Below are 19,009 nucleotides of genomic sequence, written 5' to 3'. Positions count from 1 at the left end.
CACCTTTCTTCCCTGGGGGATGGCCAGCAAAACCCAGCCACCTCCTAAAGCGGTCTAGTCTTGACTGACTTTCATAATCGGCATTTGAAAGAGAGGCACCGTAAACGTTACCGTAGACCCCAAATCTTCCCCCATACTAAAGAAATTAATCGTCCCGCCCATAGCTTCAATTAACTTCTGGGAAATCGCCAAACCTAAACCCGTTCCTCCGTATTTTTTCGTCCGTCCCCCATCAACGGTACTAAACTTTTGGAACAAGCGCGGCTGTTCTTCTAAGGCCACACCAATTCCCGTATCTGCTACGCGAATCCGCACACTTCCGGGGAACTTCTGACCATTAAAGGTGAGGGGTTTTTTCAAGATATCTGCACTGATAGTAATGCCGCCCTCATGGGTGAATTTAATAGCATTACCCACTAAATTCAACATAACCTGTAACAGGCGCTGATAGTTCCCATAAACCATGATGGGATCTCGGGTTGATGGGGTTTGGATCTCATAACTCAGTTTTTTCTGTTGTGCCTGAGTGCGGGTGAAGTTTTCGACATTTTCAAACAATAATCCGAGTCTAAAATCAGAGAGTTCTAAATCTAGTTTTCCGGCCTCAATCTTGGCAACATCTAGAATATCATTGATTAAATTGAGCAAATGAAGGGCGGATTTATGGGCTTCTTCTAAAAATTCCCGTTGTTCTAGGGGATCATCCGCCATGCCGTCTAGAATTAATCGTAAAAAGCCAATAATCCCATTGAGGGGGGTGCGTAATTCGTGGGAGGTACTGGCGAGGAAGTCACTTTTCAAACGGGAGGCTTCTTCGGCTTTTTTGCTGGCAATTTCTAACTCTTTGTAGAGGGTGGCGTGAGCAATGGCTGTTCCGACTTGGGCGGCAAACTCCCGCAGTAACTCAATTTCAGCTTCTCCCCAATAACGATGGCGATCGCACTGTTGCAAACAAATCAGCGCATTCCGTTGATTTTGATAGAACGTAGAGGCAATTAAAACCGATTTCTGCTCATAGGTTTCCAGCGCTAACTGATCGAGTGCTACAGGATCGGAACTTTGCAAGGCTTGCTGTAAATACGGCTCATTCTCCAAATACAGGCGCTCGCCTAACATCGATTTATAGGGTTTTTGGCAATATTCCGCCTCCACCCGAAACACCTTATTTTCCATATCATAGGAAATAATTAAACAACGGCTAACCTCCAAGGTTTCCCCGAGTCCATCCACCGTTTGCCGCCAAATAATATCTAAATCTAAAGTTTTGCGAATATTTCGTAACAACTCACTCAGCAAATTTTGATAGGGATGGCGGCGAATATTCCGCATGATTTGCTGTGCCAAATTCTGATAACTGTCCGGTTCTGGGGTGAGGGCTGTATAACTGGTTTTAGAAATCACCTTTTCATCTAAACAATGTCCCATCACCAACACCGAAGAAACCACTTCCCCCGAACTGACAACAGGAGTGATAACTAACTCCATCGGAACAGTATAATCACCGTATTGGAACAAACAATGATAGGTTTCAGGAATGCGTCGCTCCATCACCCTTTGAATATGTTCCCGATACTGGCTCATTTCCACTGGAGCAAATGTAGGACTTTCGGCGTTTCTGACCACATCTTCTGGATTAAAACCGTATTCTTCTGCATACTTCCAGTAAAAGGAAAGATACTGACCTTGGTTATTTTGCAGGTAAACTAATTCAGGTCCTAAGTCTGATAAGCAGATCGTTGTCGCTGAAAATACGGGTGCAGATGTCATAGCAGTCGATCCGAAGAAGGTTATGCTCGAAGGATTAAAATGAAGATAAAATCCACAGGATGGTTTTGTAGAACTTTGTTTGAACTAGACCCGATCAAATTTAATCACCTGATGATTCTTGAACTTCCTATTTTTAGGCTATTCATTTTTTGGGCAGTTGTAACGTTTCTGAAACTTACATTGTACAGAGTCACCGTCACAGATTCCAGCTTGGTCATTCTAATTCAGTTATCATAAGTTACGATGAACAAATATGAATGAACCCAGATGAAGCCTTGCCTGCCCAAAGTCTTGAATCCTATCCTTGTTCCTTGCTATTGTGAATGAGGTATCGCCTCCCCTCCAAACTTCACCTATCCTAACTCAGTAATGGGACAGGGAATTTTTTAGGAATGGCTCTCCCCCTTAATCATTCCATTCCCCACGGGGTGGCACAGGAGGATTACGACGGAACGTTCGGGTTAATTCATCATCCCGTTCCCGTTCCCCTCTGAGCCATTGTTTAATCGCCGATTCAATCACCCGACTGGGGTCATTGGTTAAGTGTTTCAACTGATCGAGTAGGTCGGAGTCAAGTTGGATCGAGACTTCTACCTTCTCAGCCAGTCGCTGAGTTGGGGTTGCATTGTCATTCATATCCCATGCCCTACTTTGTACTTATCTTCAATTCTACCTCTAATCTTGAAAGACGGCTCACGCTTTCCTCCTGTGCCATTGACGACACGTTAAACACTTTCCCCTCCTTCCCATACAGGGGGAGGTTTAAGATTCTTTCTCCCACCCCCCATGAGCGGATACGAGGAAAACCGACAATTTTGTAAACAACCGGAACTTTGCCCTCCCCTGTTGTATCTTGAAGAGTAGATGGATCAAAAACCCCATCTCGTGGTACAATGAACAGTTGCCTTGTTACCCTTATACTCGGGTTGGGTTGCGATCCAACTAGGAGAGGGCAAATGCTTGAGCATTCTACTTGTAATTTTTCCCTTGCAATTTTTAGACTTGTAAGACCCAGTAAAGGCATAGCTTTTGTGAGGTGTTGAACAATCAAGGAAGAATCCCTCGCCTCCCGCGACGGACGTTGTCAGTTTTAGGATCTGCCCTAGAAGGGATAGACTTAACCTAGATGTTGTGGTTAATCATCAAAAACTACCTTGTAACACCTTGAAATGGGTTGAGATGCCTAGGAAAGTTTGAAATCCTTTGAATTTTTCCCTCGCTACTTTTCCCGCTCGTGATCTGCAAAGCAAAATGGAGGATGACTCCCTATGAATATCATCGCAATTAACCCCCAATGGCTTGACTTATGCGCCGTTTTAGGCTATCTCGCCTTTGCCTTTTTCGTGATGTGGCAAGTGTTTGCGCGCTCCCTGTAAGAATTACTGCTTTTCCGGCATAGCCGCGACGTTCTGCAAAATGGGCGGGAAAGTGGGAGGCATAGACCATTAGTGTTTTCGGCACACCAGGCGGCAAAATTCAGCGATCGCCACTTTTGCCCCATATTCCGCAGCCCGGCGGGCGGTGGCGATGCCCCCCGATCCTGCCCCAATCACAAACAGTCATAATCGTAGCTGATGAATCCTCCAAGTTCGATCTAATCGGCCCTCTCCAAGGTCGCAAATTTTCCCCTCGCTGGCTGAGTCTCACGCCTTAGGGGTTTGGGTTCGGTCGGGGGACAAGGCCCATTTGCAGGGCCAAGATGGCGGCTTGGGTGCGATCGCGCTGGTATTTATTGTTCAAAGGCTCGATTGTACAACGACTGATGGGATTTTGGCCCCATGTGGATATTCACATTATTACCACTGGGGAAAATTGAGGCGAAGAAACCGGGGTTTCTCGGAGGGGGTTGGGGGGTGATGAGGAAATGTAAGAACCCGGTTTCTGGTTTTCGTGAGTAAGCCGAGAAGCCTAGGAGCAAACCCGTTCGCCAGCAGTATTGGTTATCCGAAACACATCAAACTGGCCGCCTTCAAATTCCCCCACAACTGTAAGGCGATCGCCTACGCTGACATGATCCGGCGTGAAATCACCGCACACATCCCAAGTATCGGTGGTGATGCGGCGATTTCCCACCCGTAAACGAAACCCATCTTCCCAAACCCGTTCCACAACCCCGGTAAAGGTGTGATTGTTGGCGTGGGCGGCGGGAAAATTGCCAAAAGTCGCCATGGAGAGGGCGGCTGTACCTAATAAGCCGGTGGTGATCAGGGCGATGGGGGATAAGGATAATTTAATCATCATGTACTCCTTGCAATGATTGTCTGTTGGTTCTTGACTGTTACTGTAGGGGGGGATTATGACCAAAAAATGACCCAGTTGGAGAATCATTAATTTTTGATCCGAGGGAGGGCGATTGCCACCGTTGTCCCCTGTCCCAATTCACTGGTAATGCGTAGCTTGCCCCCGTGAACCGTAATAATGTGCTGGGTGATGGCTAACCCCAAACCAAACCCATGACTCGCCCCCGGTTGCACCCGATAAAACTGTTCACAGATATGGGGCAATGCCTCGGCAGGAATCCCCATGCCCGTATCGCTCACCTGGAGAATGAGATGTTCTGTGGTGGGGATCACCTCTAACCGCACCGTAGCGGGGGCAGTACTGTAGCGGCAAGCATTGGTGAGGACATTGGTCACGGCCTGTCCCAACAAAACCGCATCCCCAGAGACGATCAGGGGTTCATCGGGCCAATGGGCTTGGAAGATTAAACCGGCATCCGTGGCTTGTTGTTGTCCGGTGCTGGCCCATTGTCGGAGCCAAGGTCGCAAATCGAGGGCAGTTAAGGGGGCGCTGGCAGGATTGCCCTCCTGCCGTGCCAACCACAGCAATTGCTGCACCAATTCACTCATCCGTTTCGTGAGGGCAACGATTTTTGTCAGGCGTTGATGTACTGCTGACCGTTGAGGATCTGTTTCTGTCCAGTCGGCTAAGTCCATCAGGGCTACCTGGGCATTGCTGAGAATCGCTGCGAGGGGAGTGCGGAGTTCGTGGGAAGCATTGGCGGTGAAACGCTCCAACTGGGTACAAACTGCCGTCAGTTGACGATTAGCGACCTGTAAATGAGTGGCTTGGGTGGTGAGTTCCCCTTCTAGTTGCCAAAAAAGATGCACCGCTAAGGCTGTTCCTACTAACCCTAACCCCCCCGCAATCCATAGCACTTGCCAAGTGATTTGGCGGTATTGGGCTTGATGCTGTTGGCGATCGCCTAACAGTTGTTCCTCCACGGCGGCAAATTGATCAATCGCTTGGCGTGTCTTGTCCATCGCACGGCCTGCATTGAGCCAGTCGTACAGTTCCGCTACCGCCACCACCATTTCCCCCGATTGCCCCTGTTGTTGTTTGAGTTCCTGTTGTAACATCACTTTTTGTTCCAACAGGGTTAGGGTTTCTCTGACTTGGCTGCGGATAATCTCCATCTGAGCAACTTGGGCGGGGTTGTCCTGTACCAACTGTTCTAAACGGGTGAGGGAGAGCGGAATCACCCGGCGGGCCTCGTGATAGGGGGCTAAAAATTCCTCCCGTTGGGTGAGGCCATAGCCCCGCATCCCGGTTTCCGCATCAATGAGGGCGTTGAGTAATTGTTTCGATTCGAGGCGCACCACTTGGGTATGCTGTACCCACATTTCATCTTCCGTAAGGCTCATTTTGAGCCAAGCCACGGCGCTCAAACTGGTGATCAGACAAACAATTGGGATGGCGATAATTGCCCCGCCCCGCACCCGCACCGGGAGCCGCTGCCATTGGGTCAATTTAAAGGGTTTCATGGTTTTGAGGGGGTTGGAAACAATAGCCCATGCCGTAAACGGTCGTAATCCAATCTTCCACGCCCAAGACTCGCAACCGTTGGCGTAAACGCCGCATCCGGGAGGCGATCGCATTACTTTCCGGAACAGCCTCCCAAGTCCAGAGGGCTTGCTCTAGCTGACCATGGGTTAATACTTGGCGGGGGTGACGCATCAGATATTCTAAAAGTTGGAATTCAGCGCTTTTAAGTTGTACCTGACCATCGTGGTAGCACAGTTGGAGCGTATCGAGGTGTAACTGAAGGGCGGCCACTTGGAGGGTATCCCCGCACCAGTGGGGCGATCGCCGCCGCAAAGCCCGCACCCGCGCCAACAGTTCCGCCACATCCACGGGTTTCACCAGATAATCATCTGCCCCCGCATCCAAGCCCTGGACTTTATCAGCGGTGGTATCTTTAGCGGTCAAAAGGAGGATGGGCGTGGCCTGTTGGGCATGGCGCACCTGACGACAAAGGGTGATGCCATCGGTACCGGGTAGCATCCAATCGAGAATCAGCAGGTCGTAGGTTTGATCCCTGAGTAACTGTTGGGCGATCGCCCCATCCCCCACTCCATCCACAAGATGCCCTGAACGCATCAAGGCTGTTTGTAAGGGTTCTCGTTGTTCTGGATCATCTTCCACCAGTAGAATTCGCATCTTGTCCTTCTGACCGAAGAGCAGTTATTTGATCAATTAACGACTCTCTCCTCAACAGAAAGAGTCGTTGAATTGGCTGGAGTGAACTACCCCACCCTGCCTAGGCGCGAGGATGGAGCTTCCTGATTCAATGGGAAGTGCTTTCTATACCGAAATATAGCGAGTCTTATCTTCCCTCCCCAGGCAGAAGTCCTAGTTCCTAAGACCCAAATTTTCTCTTGCAACACAGCCCTTTTTAGCTTGGTTTTCGCTTTGGGAGTTAGTGGTCAAGTCCATCCCCTCCCTGCAAGCGAGGAAGGGGAATTCCGCAACATTTTTGTTAAATTTCCGAACCCGTCAGCCCTAGGAGGCGGTCACAGTAGAGGTTTTAGGTTCATCCACCGGAAGCCCTAACGCCCGCTTTTCTTCGGGTAATAAGTCCGTTTGAGACAGGCCTAAAACTTGTTTGTACATCCGCACATATTCTTGAGCCGATTTATCCCAACTGAAATCAAGGGACATCGCCCGCTTCTGCATTTCCCGCCAGTATTGAGGATAGCGGAAACTTTCCCAAGTCCGCACCATACAGGTAAAGAAATCTAAGGGTTCGTAACGGTCAAAACAGTAGCCCCAACCGTCTTGATTGAGAGGATCATGGTGTTTCACCGTATCCACTAAACCGCCAGTACGACGGACGATAGGAATACAACCGTAGCGCATGGCCATCATTTGGGTGATGCCGCAAGGTTCAAAGCGGGAAGGCATGAGGAACACATCACAACCTGCATAAATCCGACGGGCTAACCCATCATTATGGAGAATTTGCACCGACATCCGCCCCGGATAACGAGCGGCCATGTGCCACATTTGGGTTTCATAGTAGCGATCGCCTGTTCCCAACAAAACAAACTGCGCGTCGGTATAGGCCATAAAACGATCGAGGATTTGCAAAAGCAAATCAATCCCCTTCTGTTCCACTAAGCGCGTCACCATCCCCATTAAAAAGCGCCCGTCATTAATTTCTAGGCCTAACTCTTCTTGTAGGGCTGCTTTGTTCGCGCCTCTGAGGTCTAAGGTTTCTGCGTTAAAATTTTCTACAATATAGCGGTCGGTTTCGGGGTTATAGCGTTCCACATCTACCCCGTTGAGAATCCCCCAGAGTTTCCCACTAATAAACGACATCAAACCATCCAAATTTTCCCCGTAGGCTGAGGTTTGAATTTGTTTAGCATAGGTGGGGGAAACGGTACTCACTAAATCCGCAGACTGCACGGCGGCGGCCATCGTATTATGACCTTGCATATACCAAGGACACCAAGTAATTTGGTCTAAACGCCAGCGCCAAGGCCCTTGATAGGCCAAGTTATGAATGGTGAAAATGGTTTTAATTTCTGGGGTTTCCTGCATCCACACCGGAACCATCCCGGTGTGCCAGTCATGACAGTGGAGGATTTCCGGTTTCCAGTCCTCATAGTTCCAAGCAAACTCCGAGGCCCCGTTAGCAAACAGGGTGAATCGCCAATCTTCATCTTCTCCGTAATAAATCCGACGGGGATCAAAAACGGGGTGTCCAAACAGGTAAAGGGGGACATCGGTACCCGGTAGGAAGGTTTCATACACGGCGAATTCTTGGAACATCGCGCTACCCCACCAAACGGGCTCTTCGGGAATGTCCAGTTTATCCCCTAAAAAACCGTAGTAGGGCATAAAGACCCGCACATCATGCCCCATTTTGCGCAAAAATTGGGGCAATGCACCAACCACATCACCCATCCCCCCCACTTTTGCTAGAGGAACTGCTTCTGCCGCCACAAATAGAATCTTCATCGCTCAGTTCATATTTCTTTAATATTGCTTGCAGTATGAAGGATGAGGGGATAAAAGGCAATAGGAATGATTAAGGGAATGGGGAATTGACTATTGACAATTGATAATTGATTATGGCTCGTCAGGGCCGGAGATTATCGCTCAATTTGGGCGAAGATTTCGGCGAGAATTTCCTGGGCGCCCTGTTCTTTGAGTTGATGGGCAAGATTAATCCCCAGTTGTTCCGCGTCACTCGCCAGGCCTGTTACCTCGTCTTTAATTAAACGTTGGCCGTCTAAACTGGCTACCATTCCGGTGAGGGTGAGGTTTTCCCCGGTGATTTCGGTGTTTACTCCGATGGGGACTTGACAACCGCCCTCTAGTTCCCGGAGAAAAGCGCGTTCTGCTAAGGCTCGCGCTGTGGTGGGGGTGTGGGAGATGGCTTGTAAAATGGCCAGAATCTCGGTATCGCCTTCCCGACACTCAATGCCTAACGCCCCTTGTCCGACGGCATGGAGGGAAATCTCGGCGGGAATGACTTGGTGAATGCGATCGCCCATTCCCAACCGTTCTAAACCTGCTACGGCTAAAATAATGGCATCATATTCCCCATTGTCCAGTTTCGCTAAACGGGTGTTGAGATTGCCCCGAATGTCTTTAAACTCCAAATGGGGGAAGTGATAACGCAGTTGGGCTAAACGACGGAGGGATGAAGTCCCCACTACGGTTCCGGGGGGTAATGTCTCCAGTTGTTTATCCTTGTGCTGTTGGGCGACTACTAAAGCGTCGGCTGGGTCTACCCGTTCCGTCACACAGCCTAACATTAACCCCTCGGGGAGACGAGTGGGTAAGTCTTTGAGGGAGTGAACGGCAAAATCGGCGGTTTTGTTGAGTAGTCCTACTTCCAATTCCTTGGTAAATAACCCCTTATCGCCAATCTTAGACAGTGCCACGTCCAGAATTTTATCCCCTTGGGTACTCATCATTTCTACCTCAAAGGTGTGATCGGGGAATTGTTGCTGGAGTTGATCCCGTACCCAGTAAGTCTGAACTAGGGCTAATTGACTTTTCCGGGAGGCGATGCGAATTGTGCGAGGAGGACTAGAAGTGGAAGTCATATAACGATTTTTGTACAAATACCAATTAAGGGACTCGATCTAGAGTATCGCAGTGGCGGGTACTTCTGAACGTTTTCTGACCGTTGGTTTATTAAGTTTTTTGACGCTTTCTCAATCTTTGTAGCGATCGCCCCATCAATCTTGGGAAAAGCTTAATATCATGAGGGCGGTTCAAGTTCCATTGATATACTTGAATTAAGCGTAAGTCGTTGTGAAAACCTACGTCAGACCGTCTTATGCGGGTTGCCTTACCTCTCTCTTTCTGATTTCTGATTGAGATCCCGAATTTGCACCGGGACATCTTTCTCCATCACCGACTGTACATTCATCACCTAAAACCTATGGGAACTGGGTGCAAAAACATCTAGGAGGTTACTTAACATGAAACGCTTACTTTCCGTATTGGGGATAGTGGTTGGGGGAATGGTCTTCATCGCGCCCCAAGCTTATGGACAAACGGCTGAAATCTTAGAACCAATGGAACCGACCAACCGCGAAATCTTTGAGGCGGTGGGTTATGGTGAGATGATGGCGGATGACCTAGGCACAGGAGGGAGACACTATCCTCAACGGTCTTGGAAACAGTGGATTCTCCCCCACATGATTAGTTCTTTGTCTTGTGTCCCAGATACCCATTTTGATCGGGTGAGTTGCTATGGAGATCCTGACTACCGCGTAACCATTGCCCCAGAGGAACAATGGCGGATTGTCAGTGACTACAACTATGAGGATACGTTAATTGATTACCAGTTTGCCCGTTTAGAAAATGTCGGAGTTTGGATGAGGGGACGACCGTTAGCCAATAATCCTCGCGGGACGATTGCCGTTGGATTGAATTTCTAAGGAGATTTTTCGGTACTTTTTGGACAAAACAGGCGAGATTCCGCCTGTTTTTTGGGTTTTAGTGGACTCCGAATCCAAGTTTAAGGGGGAGTGTGTCAAAATGAGTTGTCATGTTTTGATCTCATCCCCAATGCCCATGATTCGCGAAGCAGTAGAATCAGACCTGAGTGCCATTGTCCAGATTTATAATGAAGCCGTAGTGGGTCGCAAAGCAACCGCAGACTTAGATCCCATTTCCATTGAAAGTCGTTTGACTTGGTTTTATGAACATACGCCCCAGTCTTACCCGATTTGGGTTTTGGAGAAAGAGGGTCATATTGCCGCTTGGCTGAGTATCCAACGCTTTCATCCCCGTCCTGCCTATGCGGCAACGGCGGAGTTAAGTATTTATGTGTCTCCTTTGTGCCAACAACAAGGGATGGGGACGATGTTGTTACAACACGCGATCGCGAAATCCCCGACCCTAGGCATTAAAACCCTAGTCGGTCTTATTTTCGCCCATAATGAACCCAGCTTAAAACTCTTTGAACGGTTTCACTTTTCCGAGTGGGGTTATTTGCCGGGGGTAGCTGAATTAGATGGAGTGGAACGAGATTTAGTTATTATGGGAAGGCGTTTAAGGTCTTAGATGTGTAAGCGGATCATCCGGGGAATGGTGTCTTCCCCATCGCTATCATTTCTGAGATTCATTTCCTCTCAATGAGCAGGATTTCTAGCGATTCCCCTAGGGGTTTGGTTTCTGGATTGGACAGGATATCGCATCGGGGAATAAATCCTTCAAAAAAGGGGTTACTTCATCAGATTGTAAAACGCTAGGTTACGGATTTAAACGGGTTCAAATTTTGGTCAATCTTGCAAAGTTAGGTATTCAGTCACGAGGCAACAGAATGATTAAAATTACAGAACAACTCCTCGAAAAGGGTAGGAGTCAGCGAGGAAGTTGGTCTAAAAAACAATTAGAATTGTTAGGAATTTCTTATCCGTTAAAATCGGGCTGGAAAAATAAGATATTGGGTCAATATATTTCTGAAGAAAACGCCAAGTTATTTGTTGCACTCAAAGATAAACATATTAAAGACAAGCCGCCAGAAAAGCCCAAACAGTCCGGCGTTACATCAAACCCTAAGCCGATCTCTCTGGCTGAATTTAATCCAGATCTCACCCATTCTGAACGTTCCCAAGTAATGATCTATACTGATGGGGCTTGTTTAGGAAATCCCGGAGTGGGGGGATGGGCTGCGTTGTTAATTTATCGCTCACGCACTAAAGAAATTGTGGGTTCTGAACCGTCACCTACGACCAATAATCGCATGGAGATGAAGGCAGCTATTGAGGGTCTAAAGGCTTTAAAACGACCTTGTAATGTGCAGTTATATAGTGATAGTCAGTTACTGATTAATACGATGAATTTTAACTGGAAAAAAAATGTGAATCAAGATTTATGGCAAGAGTTAGAGGAATTAAACGAGATTCATCAAATCGAGTGGATTTGGGTGAAAGGACACGCGGATAATGTGTTTAATAACCGGGTGGATGAGTTAGCCGTCCAAGCGGCTAAATCGGTTAATTTGTGACTTATGTTAATGGAGTTCTTGCTCTAGTTATTCTGTCGAATTATGCCCAATTTTTACCCTTCCCAAACTCATCCCCTCCTCACGCGCTTGGTGCAGAGTCTTGCCTATCCTGTCACCTATGGGCTGTATCGTCTGCATTTGAAGGTGAGTGAGGAGGATGTGGCTTTGTTGCGATCGCTCAGTGACCAACGCTACATCCTGATGCCTAATCATTCTAACTTTCAGGACGGCATCGTTCTGTTCCTCCTGTCTGCCCGAGTGGGTCAACTGTTTAACTATTTAGTGGCTCACGAGAACTTTCGGGGGGCGTTAGGGGCATTTTTACCCCGGATTGGTGCCTATTCAATTAAGCGGGGAGTAGGCGATCGCGAAAGTATCGCCCATACCCTCGACTTATTACAACAACCCGCTTGTCACCTCGTGATCTTCCCAGAAGGGGGCTGTTCCTTCCAAAACGATATAGTGATCCCCTTTCGCACGGGAGCGGTACAAATGCCCTTGCAAGCCCTCAATAAGCTAGCGAAACAAGGGGATACCCTGCCCAATTTTTACCTGATTCCCGTCAGTCTCAAATATCGTTACACCTCCACCATGCAATCCACCATTGCCGAAAGTTTGCATCAGTTAGAAAGCACCCTCGGCATAATTCCTCCTGAACGGGACTTTTACCCTCGTTTGCGGGCTATTGGGGAGCAGGTCATGAAGAATCTAGAGAGAGAATACCAAATCACCAGACCGCCCCATTTAGACTGGAATCAGCGCATCCAAGCCATTAAAACTCATGTTCTCAATTACTGTGAGCAGGCCTTAAATATTACCGGATCTGCTCATTTACCGATGCGGGAACAAGTCTATAAGATCCAGTCCCTCCTCGAAACAGAAACCCAAGAAACGGCCGCCCATCAAAGCATTTATCGTGCTACAATTCGCCTGCTGAATTTTGATGCAATTTATGACGGGTATGTGGCGGAAAACCCGACACCAGAAAGATTTTTAGACACCATCACCCGCTTGGAACGAGAAGTGTTTCAAATTGACCAACCTCCCTCAAAAGGACATCGGGAAGTCCGTCTAAAATTGGGGACTCCCATCAATTTGAAGGACTATTGGGCAGCTTATAAAGCGGAGCGCACCACCGTTATTGAACAACTGACAAGACAAGTCCAGCAAGCGGTTCAAGAGAACGTGACTGTTTTGTGAATGTTGATCAAGCGGCAAATCAATTAGGGTGCCTAAGAGATCCTTGTGGGTGGGGTAATTAGGGCTTGCTGGATAACTGGGCTAGGGAACGGGGAACAGGGCAGGGGAATAGTGAATAGCTAAAACTCTTTTATTTTAGGGAACAGGGAACAGGGAACAGGGAACAGGGAACAGGGAACAGGGGGGGAGAGTTCCCGGACTCCCGACTCCCGATTCCCGACTCCCGACTCCCGACTCCCGACTCCCTATTCCCCATTCCCGACTCCCGATTCCCTATTCCCTCTCCCCTGCTCCCTTATTCAGCAACCCCTAGTCATTGATTAATACCAGCCGCTAGGGAGGCGAGGGGATCAGGGATACTCTCCGAGGGGGCTTGAAATTCGCCTTTTGACACATACTCTAAACGTAGCTTGAGCCAAGTGATAAATTGGGGGTTAGTGGAAATAACCGCGATCGCCGGACGAGGGCATTTTTCCTTCACTTGGGCTAATTCCGGGGCTTCGAGAAAAGCCGGTTCTTCCACTAACCAGAAATCAATCTCTTTATTGTGTTCTTGATAATAGCGCGTCCGTTCCCGTAGCACTTCCTCAAAAGGTTCCTGTTCCATCAAGAACTTTTTACTGGCTACCACATAATAATAACTTTGCATGGTCACTCTAAATCCCAATCATTAATTATCGTCGATCCACCATTTTCCCCCATTCCCTGCCCCTTCTCTAGGCAGTTTGGGGATTTGTTCAAAAAACTACACCTTCCCGAACATCGCCTGTTTCATTTCCCGCACCGCTCGTTCCAGTCCCACCAACACCGCCCGACTAATAATCGTATGGCCAATGTTTAACTCTTCCATCCCCTCAATACAGGCCACAGGGTACACATTCCAATAGGTCAGCCCATGTCCGGCATTCACCCGCAGCCCTAAATCTAACGCTTGGGCTGTTCCCTGTTTTAAAACCTCTAACTCCTCCTGCTGTTCCCTTTCTCCGTGGGCTTCAGCATATTTCCCGGTGTGTAATTCAATAAACTTCGCCTCAGTGCTGGCGGCCGCCCGGATTTGCTCGCTATCGGCATCAATAAACCAACTGACGGGAATTCCAGCCCCTTGTAACCGTTCCACAACGCCACAATAGCGGTCAAAATCCCCCAGTAGGTTTAAGCCGCCCTCGGTGGTCACTTCTTCTCGTCGTTCGGGAACCAAGGTCACATAATCGGGCTTAATCTCTAGGGCAATCCCCACCATTTCCTCGGTGGGAGCCATTTCTAGGTTGAGGTGAGTCCGCACAGTTTGGCGCAGGAGTCGCACATCCCGATCTTGAATATGGCGGCGATCTTCCCGTAAATGAACGGTAATTCCATCGGCTCCGCCTAATTCGGCTAAAACGGCCGCGGCCACGGGATCCGGTTCTACGGTGCGCCGAGCCTGACGAATGGTTGCAGTATGGTCAATATTTACGCCAAGGGTTAACACGGTTAATAGGGAATAGGGAACAGGGAACAGGGAACAGGGGAATCGGGAGTTGGGAGTCGGGAGTCGGCAATAGGGAATAGGGAATAGGTGATAGGGAATAATTATCAATTCTCCCCTGCTCCCCTGCTCCCCCTCTCCCTTCCCCTGTTCCCCTTTTACACACAACTCAAATTAAAGAACTTGAGCGCGTAACCACGCTACCGGGAGATAGAGAAATTTCTCGAAGGCTGGGACGTAAGCCCGTTGACGGAAGACATCATAATGATTCCGTTCAATCACGTTGAGGATGCCTTGATAAAGCATCAGGGCAGACCAAACGGGCCAGCGTGCATCGGGATTTAGGGCGCTGATGCCTCTGGCGGCGGACTGGTAGAACTGGCGCGCTCGTTCGATTTCAAAGCGCATTAAGTTCCGCCAACGCTCATCTACAACGCCGTTCATCAGATCCGCCTCGCTGTAGTTGAAGCGGGCGAGGTCTTCTAAGGGAAGATAAATCCGCCCTCGTTGGGCATCTTCTCCCACGTCGCGCAGGATGTTGGTGAGTTGGTTGGCTATGCCCAAGGCGATCGCCTCTTCTGTGGCCTGTTTCGGGTTGTGTTCTTGCCAAGGGGGGCTAACTTGGGCTTCTTCAAACCCTAACACGGGGCTAGTCATCAGGCCGACGGTTCCGGCGACGCGATAACAATAGAGTTCTAATTCTTGAAAGGTTTCGTAGCGACTGCGGTATAAATCCATCCGTTGCCCAGCAATCATGTCCCGAAAGGGCTGGATCTCAATAGGGAAACGTTGGATGGTGTCCACAAGGGCTACATCCGGGTCTTCAAGGGGTTCTCCAGCAAAAACTGACTCTAGATGACGTTCCCATTGATCGAGTGTCTCAGGGGTCGTAAAACAGGCTTTGGGTCCATCGACCAACTCATCAGTCCGCCGACACCACTCGTAAATGGCCCAGATGGCTTGACGTTTTTCGGGTGGCATTAACAGGGTGCCAAGGTAAAACGTTTTAGAGTAGGTTGCTGTAACTTGGCGGCAATATTCGTAGGCCTCTGCTGGGGAGGCAAGGGGTCTCATTCTTTGTGGTTTAGGCAGTTGCAGCATTCATCGCAGGCTGAGAAGTTGTTCATGATTCAGGGGTCTGCTGAGTGCTACGGGAAACAAGACCGCAGATTCTATGAGCAAGACCAAGGGGTTGATCCCTGAGTTGCTGAATCCATTAGCCAATAGAATTGTCGCATTGAGTTGTCCAATCTGAACAGCAAAATTGAGAAATTTTGGCTAATTTTTGCAGGGGAGAGGCTGGATCATGTCGCTCTCGCCTGGAAGGTTCTAAGCACTTCCCACTAGGGAGGGGGAGGTGGGGGCAGAACGGGGGGCTTGTTCGGCGATCGCACGGGCGGTTAATTTACCCGAGAGAACGGCGCCTTCCATACTGCCCAGATATTGCTGCATGGTGTAATCCCCCGTCAGATAGAAATTAGGAATGGGGGTAGTTTGGGAGGGGCGGCAAGCTTGACGGCCGGGGGTGGCTTTGTACACGGAACGGGGTGTTTTCACCACATGATATTTCAAGAGTTGAGCGGGGTTATCTCCTGTAAAGTGTTGGGGGAACAGTTGTTTGAGTTCCTCTAGGGTGGCGGCCATGATTTCCTCGTCGGATTTACTAATCCAATCGGCGGCCGGGGCGAGGACTAACTCTAACATGGAGCGGTCGGGGTTGGCGTATTCCCGGCAGGTGTTGCTCATGTCGGCATAAACGCTCAACAGGGGCGATCGCGAAAAGAGCAGATGATCAATGTCGGTCAGTTTCCGGTCAAACCAGAGATGGAGGTTAATCACCGGAACGCCTTCGAGGCCGTCGAGTTGTTTAAAGTAGTCTAGGGCTTTCCAAGGGGTGGGAAGCAGCACTTTTAAAGGGTCTACGGGCATGGCGGACACGTAGAGATCGGCCTGAAATTGCCAATCCTCCGCCCCGTCTAGACCTCGCATTAAAAAGCCTTTAACGGATTCGTCCTCGTTGAGTTGAATTTCTTTGAGGGGGGCATTTAAACGGACTTCTCCTCCCCGTTGGGTGATGTAGTCCACAATGGGCTGACAAAGGCGCTCAGTGGGGGATCCGTCTAAAAAGGCCATTCTTGAGCCGTTTTTCTCTTGTAAGAAACGGTTTAAGGCGGTTAACAGAATGGTGGCGGAAATTTCATCGGGGTTGATGAAGTTTAAGGCCTTGGACATGGCAATAAATACTTCTTTTTCTACCCGAGGGGGGATGTTTTGCTTGGCCATCCACTCCGACCAAGTATATTGATCCATCTCCTCCACATAGGACTGGCCGCGCAACATGGCGGGAATTAAACCAAGACCAAAACGGATTTTTTCCTCCCACGTCAACAGGTCATTATTGCGGAGAATGGCCATCACCCCATTAATGGGGGCGGGGAGGTCAGGGAAATCAAAACGGGAGTAGGTGCCGGGTTTTTCCGGTTGGTTAAAGATCATCGTGTGTTCTTTCCACTGAAGACGATCTTCAATGCCTAACTCTTTGAATAACTGCAACATATTGGGATAGGCCCCGAAAAAGATATGCAGTCCGGTTTCATACCAGTCTCCGTCTTCGTCCTTCCAGGCGGCCACTTTCCCCCCGAGAACATCACGACGTTCTAGCACTATAGGGGTGTGTCCTGCATCTGTTAGGTATTTCGCGCAGGATAGACCTGCCAAACCTGCTCCGGCGATCGCAACTCGCATTAGAAATCCTAAATTCTTAAAATTTGTTTACGTTTTCAATTCATTATAGAACAAGGGCGTACAACCTCAGCGTTCTGGATGAGGGAGATCAAGGGGGGAACTACTCCACTCCACTGGCGGGATGGAGAATTCCCGGCAAATTGGTTATAACCAACCACAGCGAGAAACTAGGGGAATTTGCCGACAACCGCGACTACAACAGGATTGGCGTTCCCGATACATCTCGCGACGAGTGCGTTGGCGGAATTGACCTTTTTTCCATTCTCGATAACTCCGCTCATCATCCTTGGCGGAACCACCGTAGATCATCATAATTTCCTGGGCGGTTTCGCAATCCTGAAAGCGTTGCTGGATGAGGGGGAGAGCGCCTAGGAGTCCGTGGGAGGCGATCGCTTTTTTCACATATTCTGAACAGGAATCCCCCCCGTGATAACAGCGATAGGCACAGGAAAACCCCTTATGGGGGGAGAGATACCGTTGATAACCCTGAATGCTCAACAAGGCGATCGCATCAACCGCCCCAGACAAAGGGCGCGAATTGCGAGAACTGGGGAGATCGTTAACCATAAGCTAGCACGCCGTTTAACAAAAATGTTGGGGAATTCCCCTTCCTCGCTTGCAGGGAGGGGATGGATAGCAACCCAGTAATACACTGAGCGACAGCGAATCCATAATAAGATAAATATATCTTGACCACTAACTCCCAAAGCGAAAACCAAGCTAAAAAGGGCTGTGTTGCCAGAAAAAATTTGGGTCTTAGGAACTTGACTTCTAACGTTGAACCTTAACTTGTCAAGATTCCCGATTCCCGATTCCCAACTCCCGATTCCCTATCACCTATTCCCGATTCCCGATTCCCGATTCCCCGTTCCCTGCTCATTGATTAGCCCTCTCCCCTGCTATATGCTTAGAAAAGGACGCTTTGGCACCCGGGGAGTGGTTTGTGTTAGTTAATTTATCCTTTTTGTTTTCCCAACCGACAGGCATCACCACCTACGCACTGAATATTTACCCCCATTTAGTCAGCCTAAACCCCACGTTACTGGTGGCTGACCCGATTCCGGGGTATCGGTGTTATCAAATTCCCGGCAATCTCTCCCCGGCCGCTGGGACGAAAGGCCATGTCTTGCGGTTGTTGTGGACTCAGTTTAAGTTACCCCAAATCTATCGCGAGTTAGGTTCTCCGTTAATTTTCTCCCCAGTCCCTGAAGCGCCTGTTTATATGGGCTGTCGATTTGTGGTAATGGTGCATGATGTCATACCCCTACGCTTCCCCAGTGCCAAATCCCGTTTAAGTTATTATCACCGCTATTGTTTGCCTCGGGTGTTGGAAGAAGCGCAGCATATTATCTGTAATTCTGTGGCAACGGCCAATGATTTAACGGATTTTTTCGGCATTGCTCCCCAAAAAATTAGCCCCATTCCTTTAGCTTACGATCACAACCATTTCCGAGAGTTAAATTTACCCCGTCGTCATGGTCGCCCTTATTTTCTTTATGTGGGACGACAGGATCCCTATAAAAATATTCAACGCTTGATTGAAGCCTTTGCCCATTTACCGCCTCGGGAAGAGGTGGAATTATGGCTGGCAGGGCCGACGGACGAACGTTATACGCCCCAATGGCAGGATTTGGCGCGGGAGTTAGGAATTCGCGATCGCGTAAAATTTATGGAGTATGTCCCCTATGAAAAGTTGCCCATTTTATTCAATCAAGCGATCGCCCTTATTTTCCCCAGTTTATGCGAAGGGTTCGGTTTACCTATCCTCGAAGCAATGGCCTGTGGGACTCCGGTGATTACCTCTAATCTCTCCGCGTTACCTGAAGTAGCCGGAGAAGCGGCCTTATTGGTGGACCCTTACAATACTCAAGAAATTGCCGGGGCGATGAATGCCGTATTACAAGACCCCAATTTGCGCGAAACTCTCCACCAACTGGGGTTATTACGGGCGAGTGAGTTTAGTTGGCTGAAAACTGGGCAACAAACGGTTTCGGTTTTAGAACGGTTTGTTTAGTTAGGGAACGGGGAACGGGGGAAGTCGGGAATAGGGAATAGGGAATGGGGAATAGGTG

Annotated in this window: 18 protein-coding genes and 1 pseudogene; 5 read left to right on the top strand and 14 right to left on the bottom strand. The window is 49.0% G+C overall.

The features are described from left to right. Positions 1-54 precede the first annotated feature (54 nt). The 8 genes and pseudogenes from SPI9445_RS0107525 to hemC form a co-directional block, all read right to left on the bottom strand. Positions 55-1,767 (bottom strand): ATP-binding protein, encoded by a 1,713-nt coding sequence (locus SPI9445_RS0107525; RefSeq protein ID WP_017304129.1) that lies wholly within the window; start codon positions 1,765-1,767, stop codon positions 55-57. A 405-nt stretch (positions 1,768-2,172) separates the two neighbouring features. After that, complete coding sequence (locus SPI9445_RS0107520; RefSeq protein ID WP_017304128.1) at positions 2,173-2,403, bottom strand: type II toxin-antitoxin system CcdA family antitoxin; 231 nt, start codon at positions 2,401-2,403, stop codon at positions 2,173-2,175. Positions 2,404-3,147: 744 nt separating this feature from the next. Further along, positions 3,148-3,343 (bottom strand): annotated as a pseudogene (locus SPI9445_RS32020) (FAD-dependent oxidoreductase); the annotation flags it as partial. A 332-nt stretch (positions 3,344-3,675) separates the two neighbouring features. Continuing rightward, entirely contained in the window at positions 3,676-4,008 is a 333-nt protein-coding gene (locus tag SPI9445_RS24750) for a hypothetical protein (protein ID WP_202803655.1), read from the bottom strand. A gap of 86 nt (positions 4,009-4,094) precedes the next feature. After that, entirely contained in the window at positions 4,095-5,531 is a 1,437-nt protein-coding gene (locus SPI9445_RS0107495) for a sensor histidine kinase (RefSeq protein WP_017304123.1), read from the bottom strand. Then, entirely contained in the window at positions 5,518-6,207 is a 690-nt protein-coding gene (gene rppA / locus SPI9445_RS0107490; RefSeq protein WP_017304122.1) for a two-component system response regulator RppA, read from the bottom strand. Before rppA ends, SPI9445_RS0107495 begins: the two co-directional genes overlap by 14 nt. A gap of 342 nt (positions 6,208-6,549) precedes the next feature. Further along, on the bottom strand, positions 6,550-8,013 hold the full coding sequence (glgA, locus tag SPI9445_RS0107485; RefSeq protein ID WP_017304121.1) for a glycogen synthase GlgA: 1,464 nt from the start codon (positions 8,011-8,013) through the stop codon (positions 6,550-6,552). Positions 8,014-8,147: 134 nt separating this feature from the next. Then, positions 8,148-9,110, bottom strand: a complete 963-nt coding sequence (hemC, locus tag SPI9445_RS0107480) for a hydroxymethylbilane synthase (RefSeq protein ID WP_017304120.1) — start codon at positions 9,108-9,110, stop codon at positions 8,148-8,150. A 381-nt stretch (positions 9,111-9,491) separates the two neighbouring features. Between hemC and SPI9445_RS0107475 the strand changes: the two genes are divergently transcribed. The 4 genes from SPI9445_RS0107475 (at position 9,492) to SPI9445_RS0107460 (ending at position 12,727) form a co-directional block, all read left to right on the top strand. Then, positions 9,492-9,953 carry a hypothetical protein gene (locus SPI9445_RS0107475; RefSeq protein ID WP_017304119.1) on the top strand — a complete coding sequence of 154 codons (462 nt, stop codon included), beginning with the start codon at positions 9,492-9,494 and terminating at the stop codon, positions 9,951-9,953. A gap of 130 nt (positions 9,954-10,083) precedes the next feature. Next, a complete protein-coding gene (locus SPI9445_RS0107470) occupies positions 10,084-10,581 on the top strand; it encodes a GNAT family N-acetyltransferase (protein ID WP_017304118.1) in 498 nt (165 codons plus the stop codon). Positions 10,582-11,137: 556 nt separating this feature from the next. Next, positions 11,138-11,527, top strand: coding sequence for a ribonuclease H family protein (locus SPI9445_RS32015; RefSeq protein WP_026079603.1), 390 nt, complete (start codon positions 11,138-11,140; stop codon positions 11,525-11,527). A gap of 42 nt (positions 11,528-11,569) precedes the next feature. Continuing rightward, a complete protein-coding gene (locus SPI9445_RS0107460) occupies positions 11,570-12,727 on the top strand; it encodes a 1-acyl-sn-glycerol-3-phosphate acyltransferase (protein WP_017304116.1) in 1,158 nt (385 codons plus the stop codon). Between the two features lie 130 nt (positions 12,728-12,857). Here SPI9445_RS0107460 and SPI9445_RS31605 read toward each other — a convergent pair whose 3' ends face one another. The 6 genes from SPI9445_RS31605 to yidD all read right to left on the bottom strand — a co-directional run bounded on the left by SPI9445_RS31605 (position 12,858) and on the right by yidD (position 17,504). After that, positions 12,858-12,983, bottom strand: coding sequence for a hypothetical protein (locus SPI9445_RS31605; protein ID WP_272943228.1), 126 nt, complete (start codon positions 12,981-12,983; stop codon positions 12,858-12,860). 57 nt (positions 12,984-13,040) lie between these two features. Beyond that, complete coding sequence (locus tag SPI9445_RS0107455; protein ID WP_017304115.1) at positions 13,041-13,376, bottom strand: MgPME-cyclase complex family protein; 336 nt, start codon at positions 13,374-13,376, stop codon at positions 13,041-13,043. 96 nt (positions 13,377-13,472) lie between these two features. Continuing rightward, the gene (locus SPI9445_RS0107450) at positions 13,473-14,195 is read right to left on the bottom strand and encodes a pyridoxine 5'-phosphate synthase (RefSeq protein ID WP_052646661.1); all 723 of its coding nucleotides are present in this window, start codon (positions 14,193-14,195) and stop codon (positions 13,473-13,475) included. 171 nt (positions 14,196-14,366) lie between these two features. Beyond that, the gene (gene crtB / locus SPI9445_RS0107445) at positions 14,367-15,293 is read right to left on the bottom strand and encodes a 15-cis-phytoene synthase CrtB (protein ID WP_026079601.1); all 927 of its coding nucleotides are present in this window, start codon (positions 15,291-15,293) and stop codon (positions 14,367-14,369) included. A 228-nt stretch (positions 15,294-15,521) separates the two neighbouring features. After that, entirely contained in the window at positions 15,522-16,937 is a 1,416-nt protein-coding gene (gene pds, locus SPI9445_RS0107440; RefSeq protein ID WP_017304112.1) for a 15-cis-phytoene desaturase, read from the bottom strand. Positions 16,938-17,081: 144 nt separating this feature from the next. Further along, on the bottom strand, positions 17,082-17,504 hold the full coding sequence (gene yidD, locus SPI9445_RS28315; protein ID WP_017304111.1) for a membrane protein insertion efficiency factor YidD: 423 nt from the start codon (positions 17,502-17,504) through the stop codon (positions 17,082-17,084). A gap of 376 nt (positions 17,505-17,880) precedes the next feature. Here yidD and SPI9445_RS0107430 point away from each other — a divergent pair, with 376 nt between their 5' ends. After that, the gene (locus SPI9445_RS0107430; RefSeq protein ID WP_100227134.1) at positions 17,881-18,951 is read left to right on the top strand and encodes a glycosyltransferase family 4 protein; all 1,071 of its coding nucleotides are present in this window, start codon (positions 17,881-17,883) and stop codon (positions 18,949-18,951) included. Positions 18,952-19,009 lie beyond the last annotated feature (58 nt).

This window comes from Spirulina subsalsa PCC 9445 (assembly GCF_000314005.1).
Taxonomy (GTDB): Bacteria; Cyanobacteriota; Cyanobacteriia; order Cyanobacteriales; family Spirulinaceae; genus Spirulina_A; species Spirulina_A subsalsa.
This window is presented reverse-complemented; position numbering and strand designations above follow the sequence as displayed.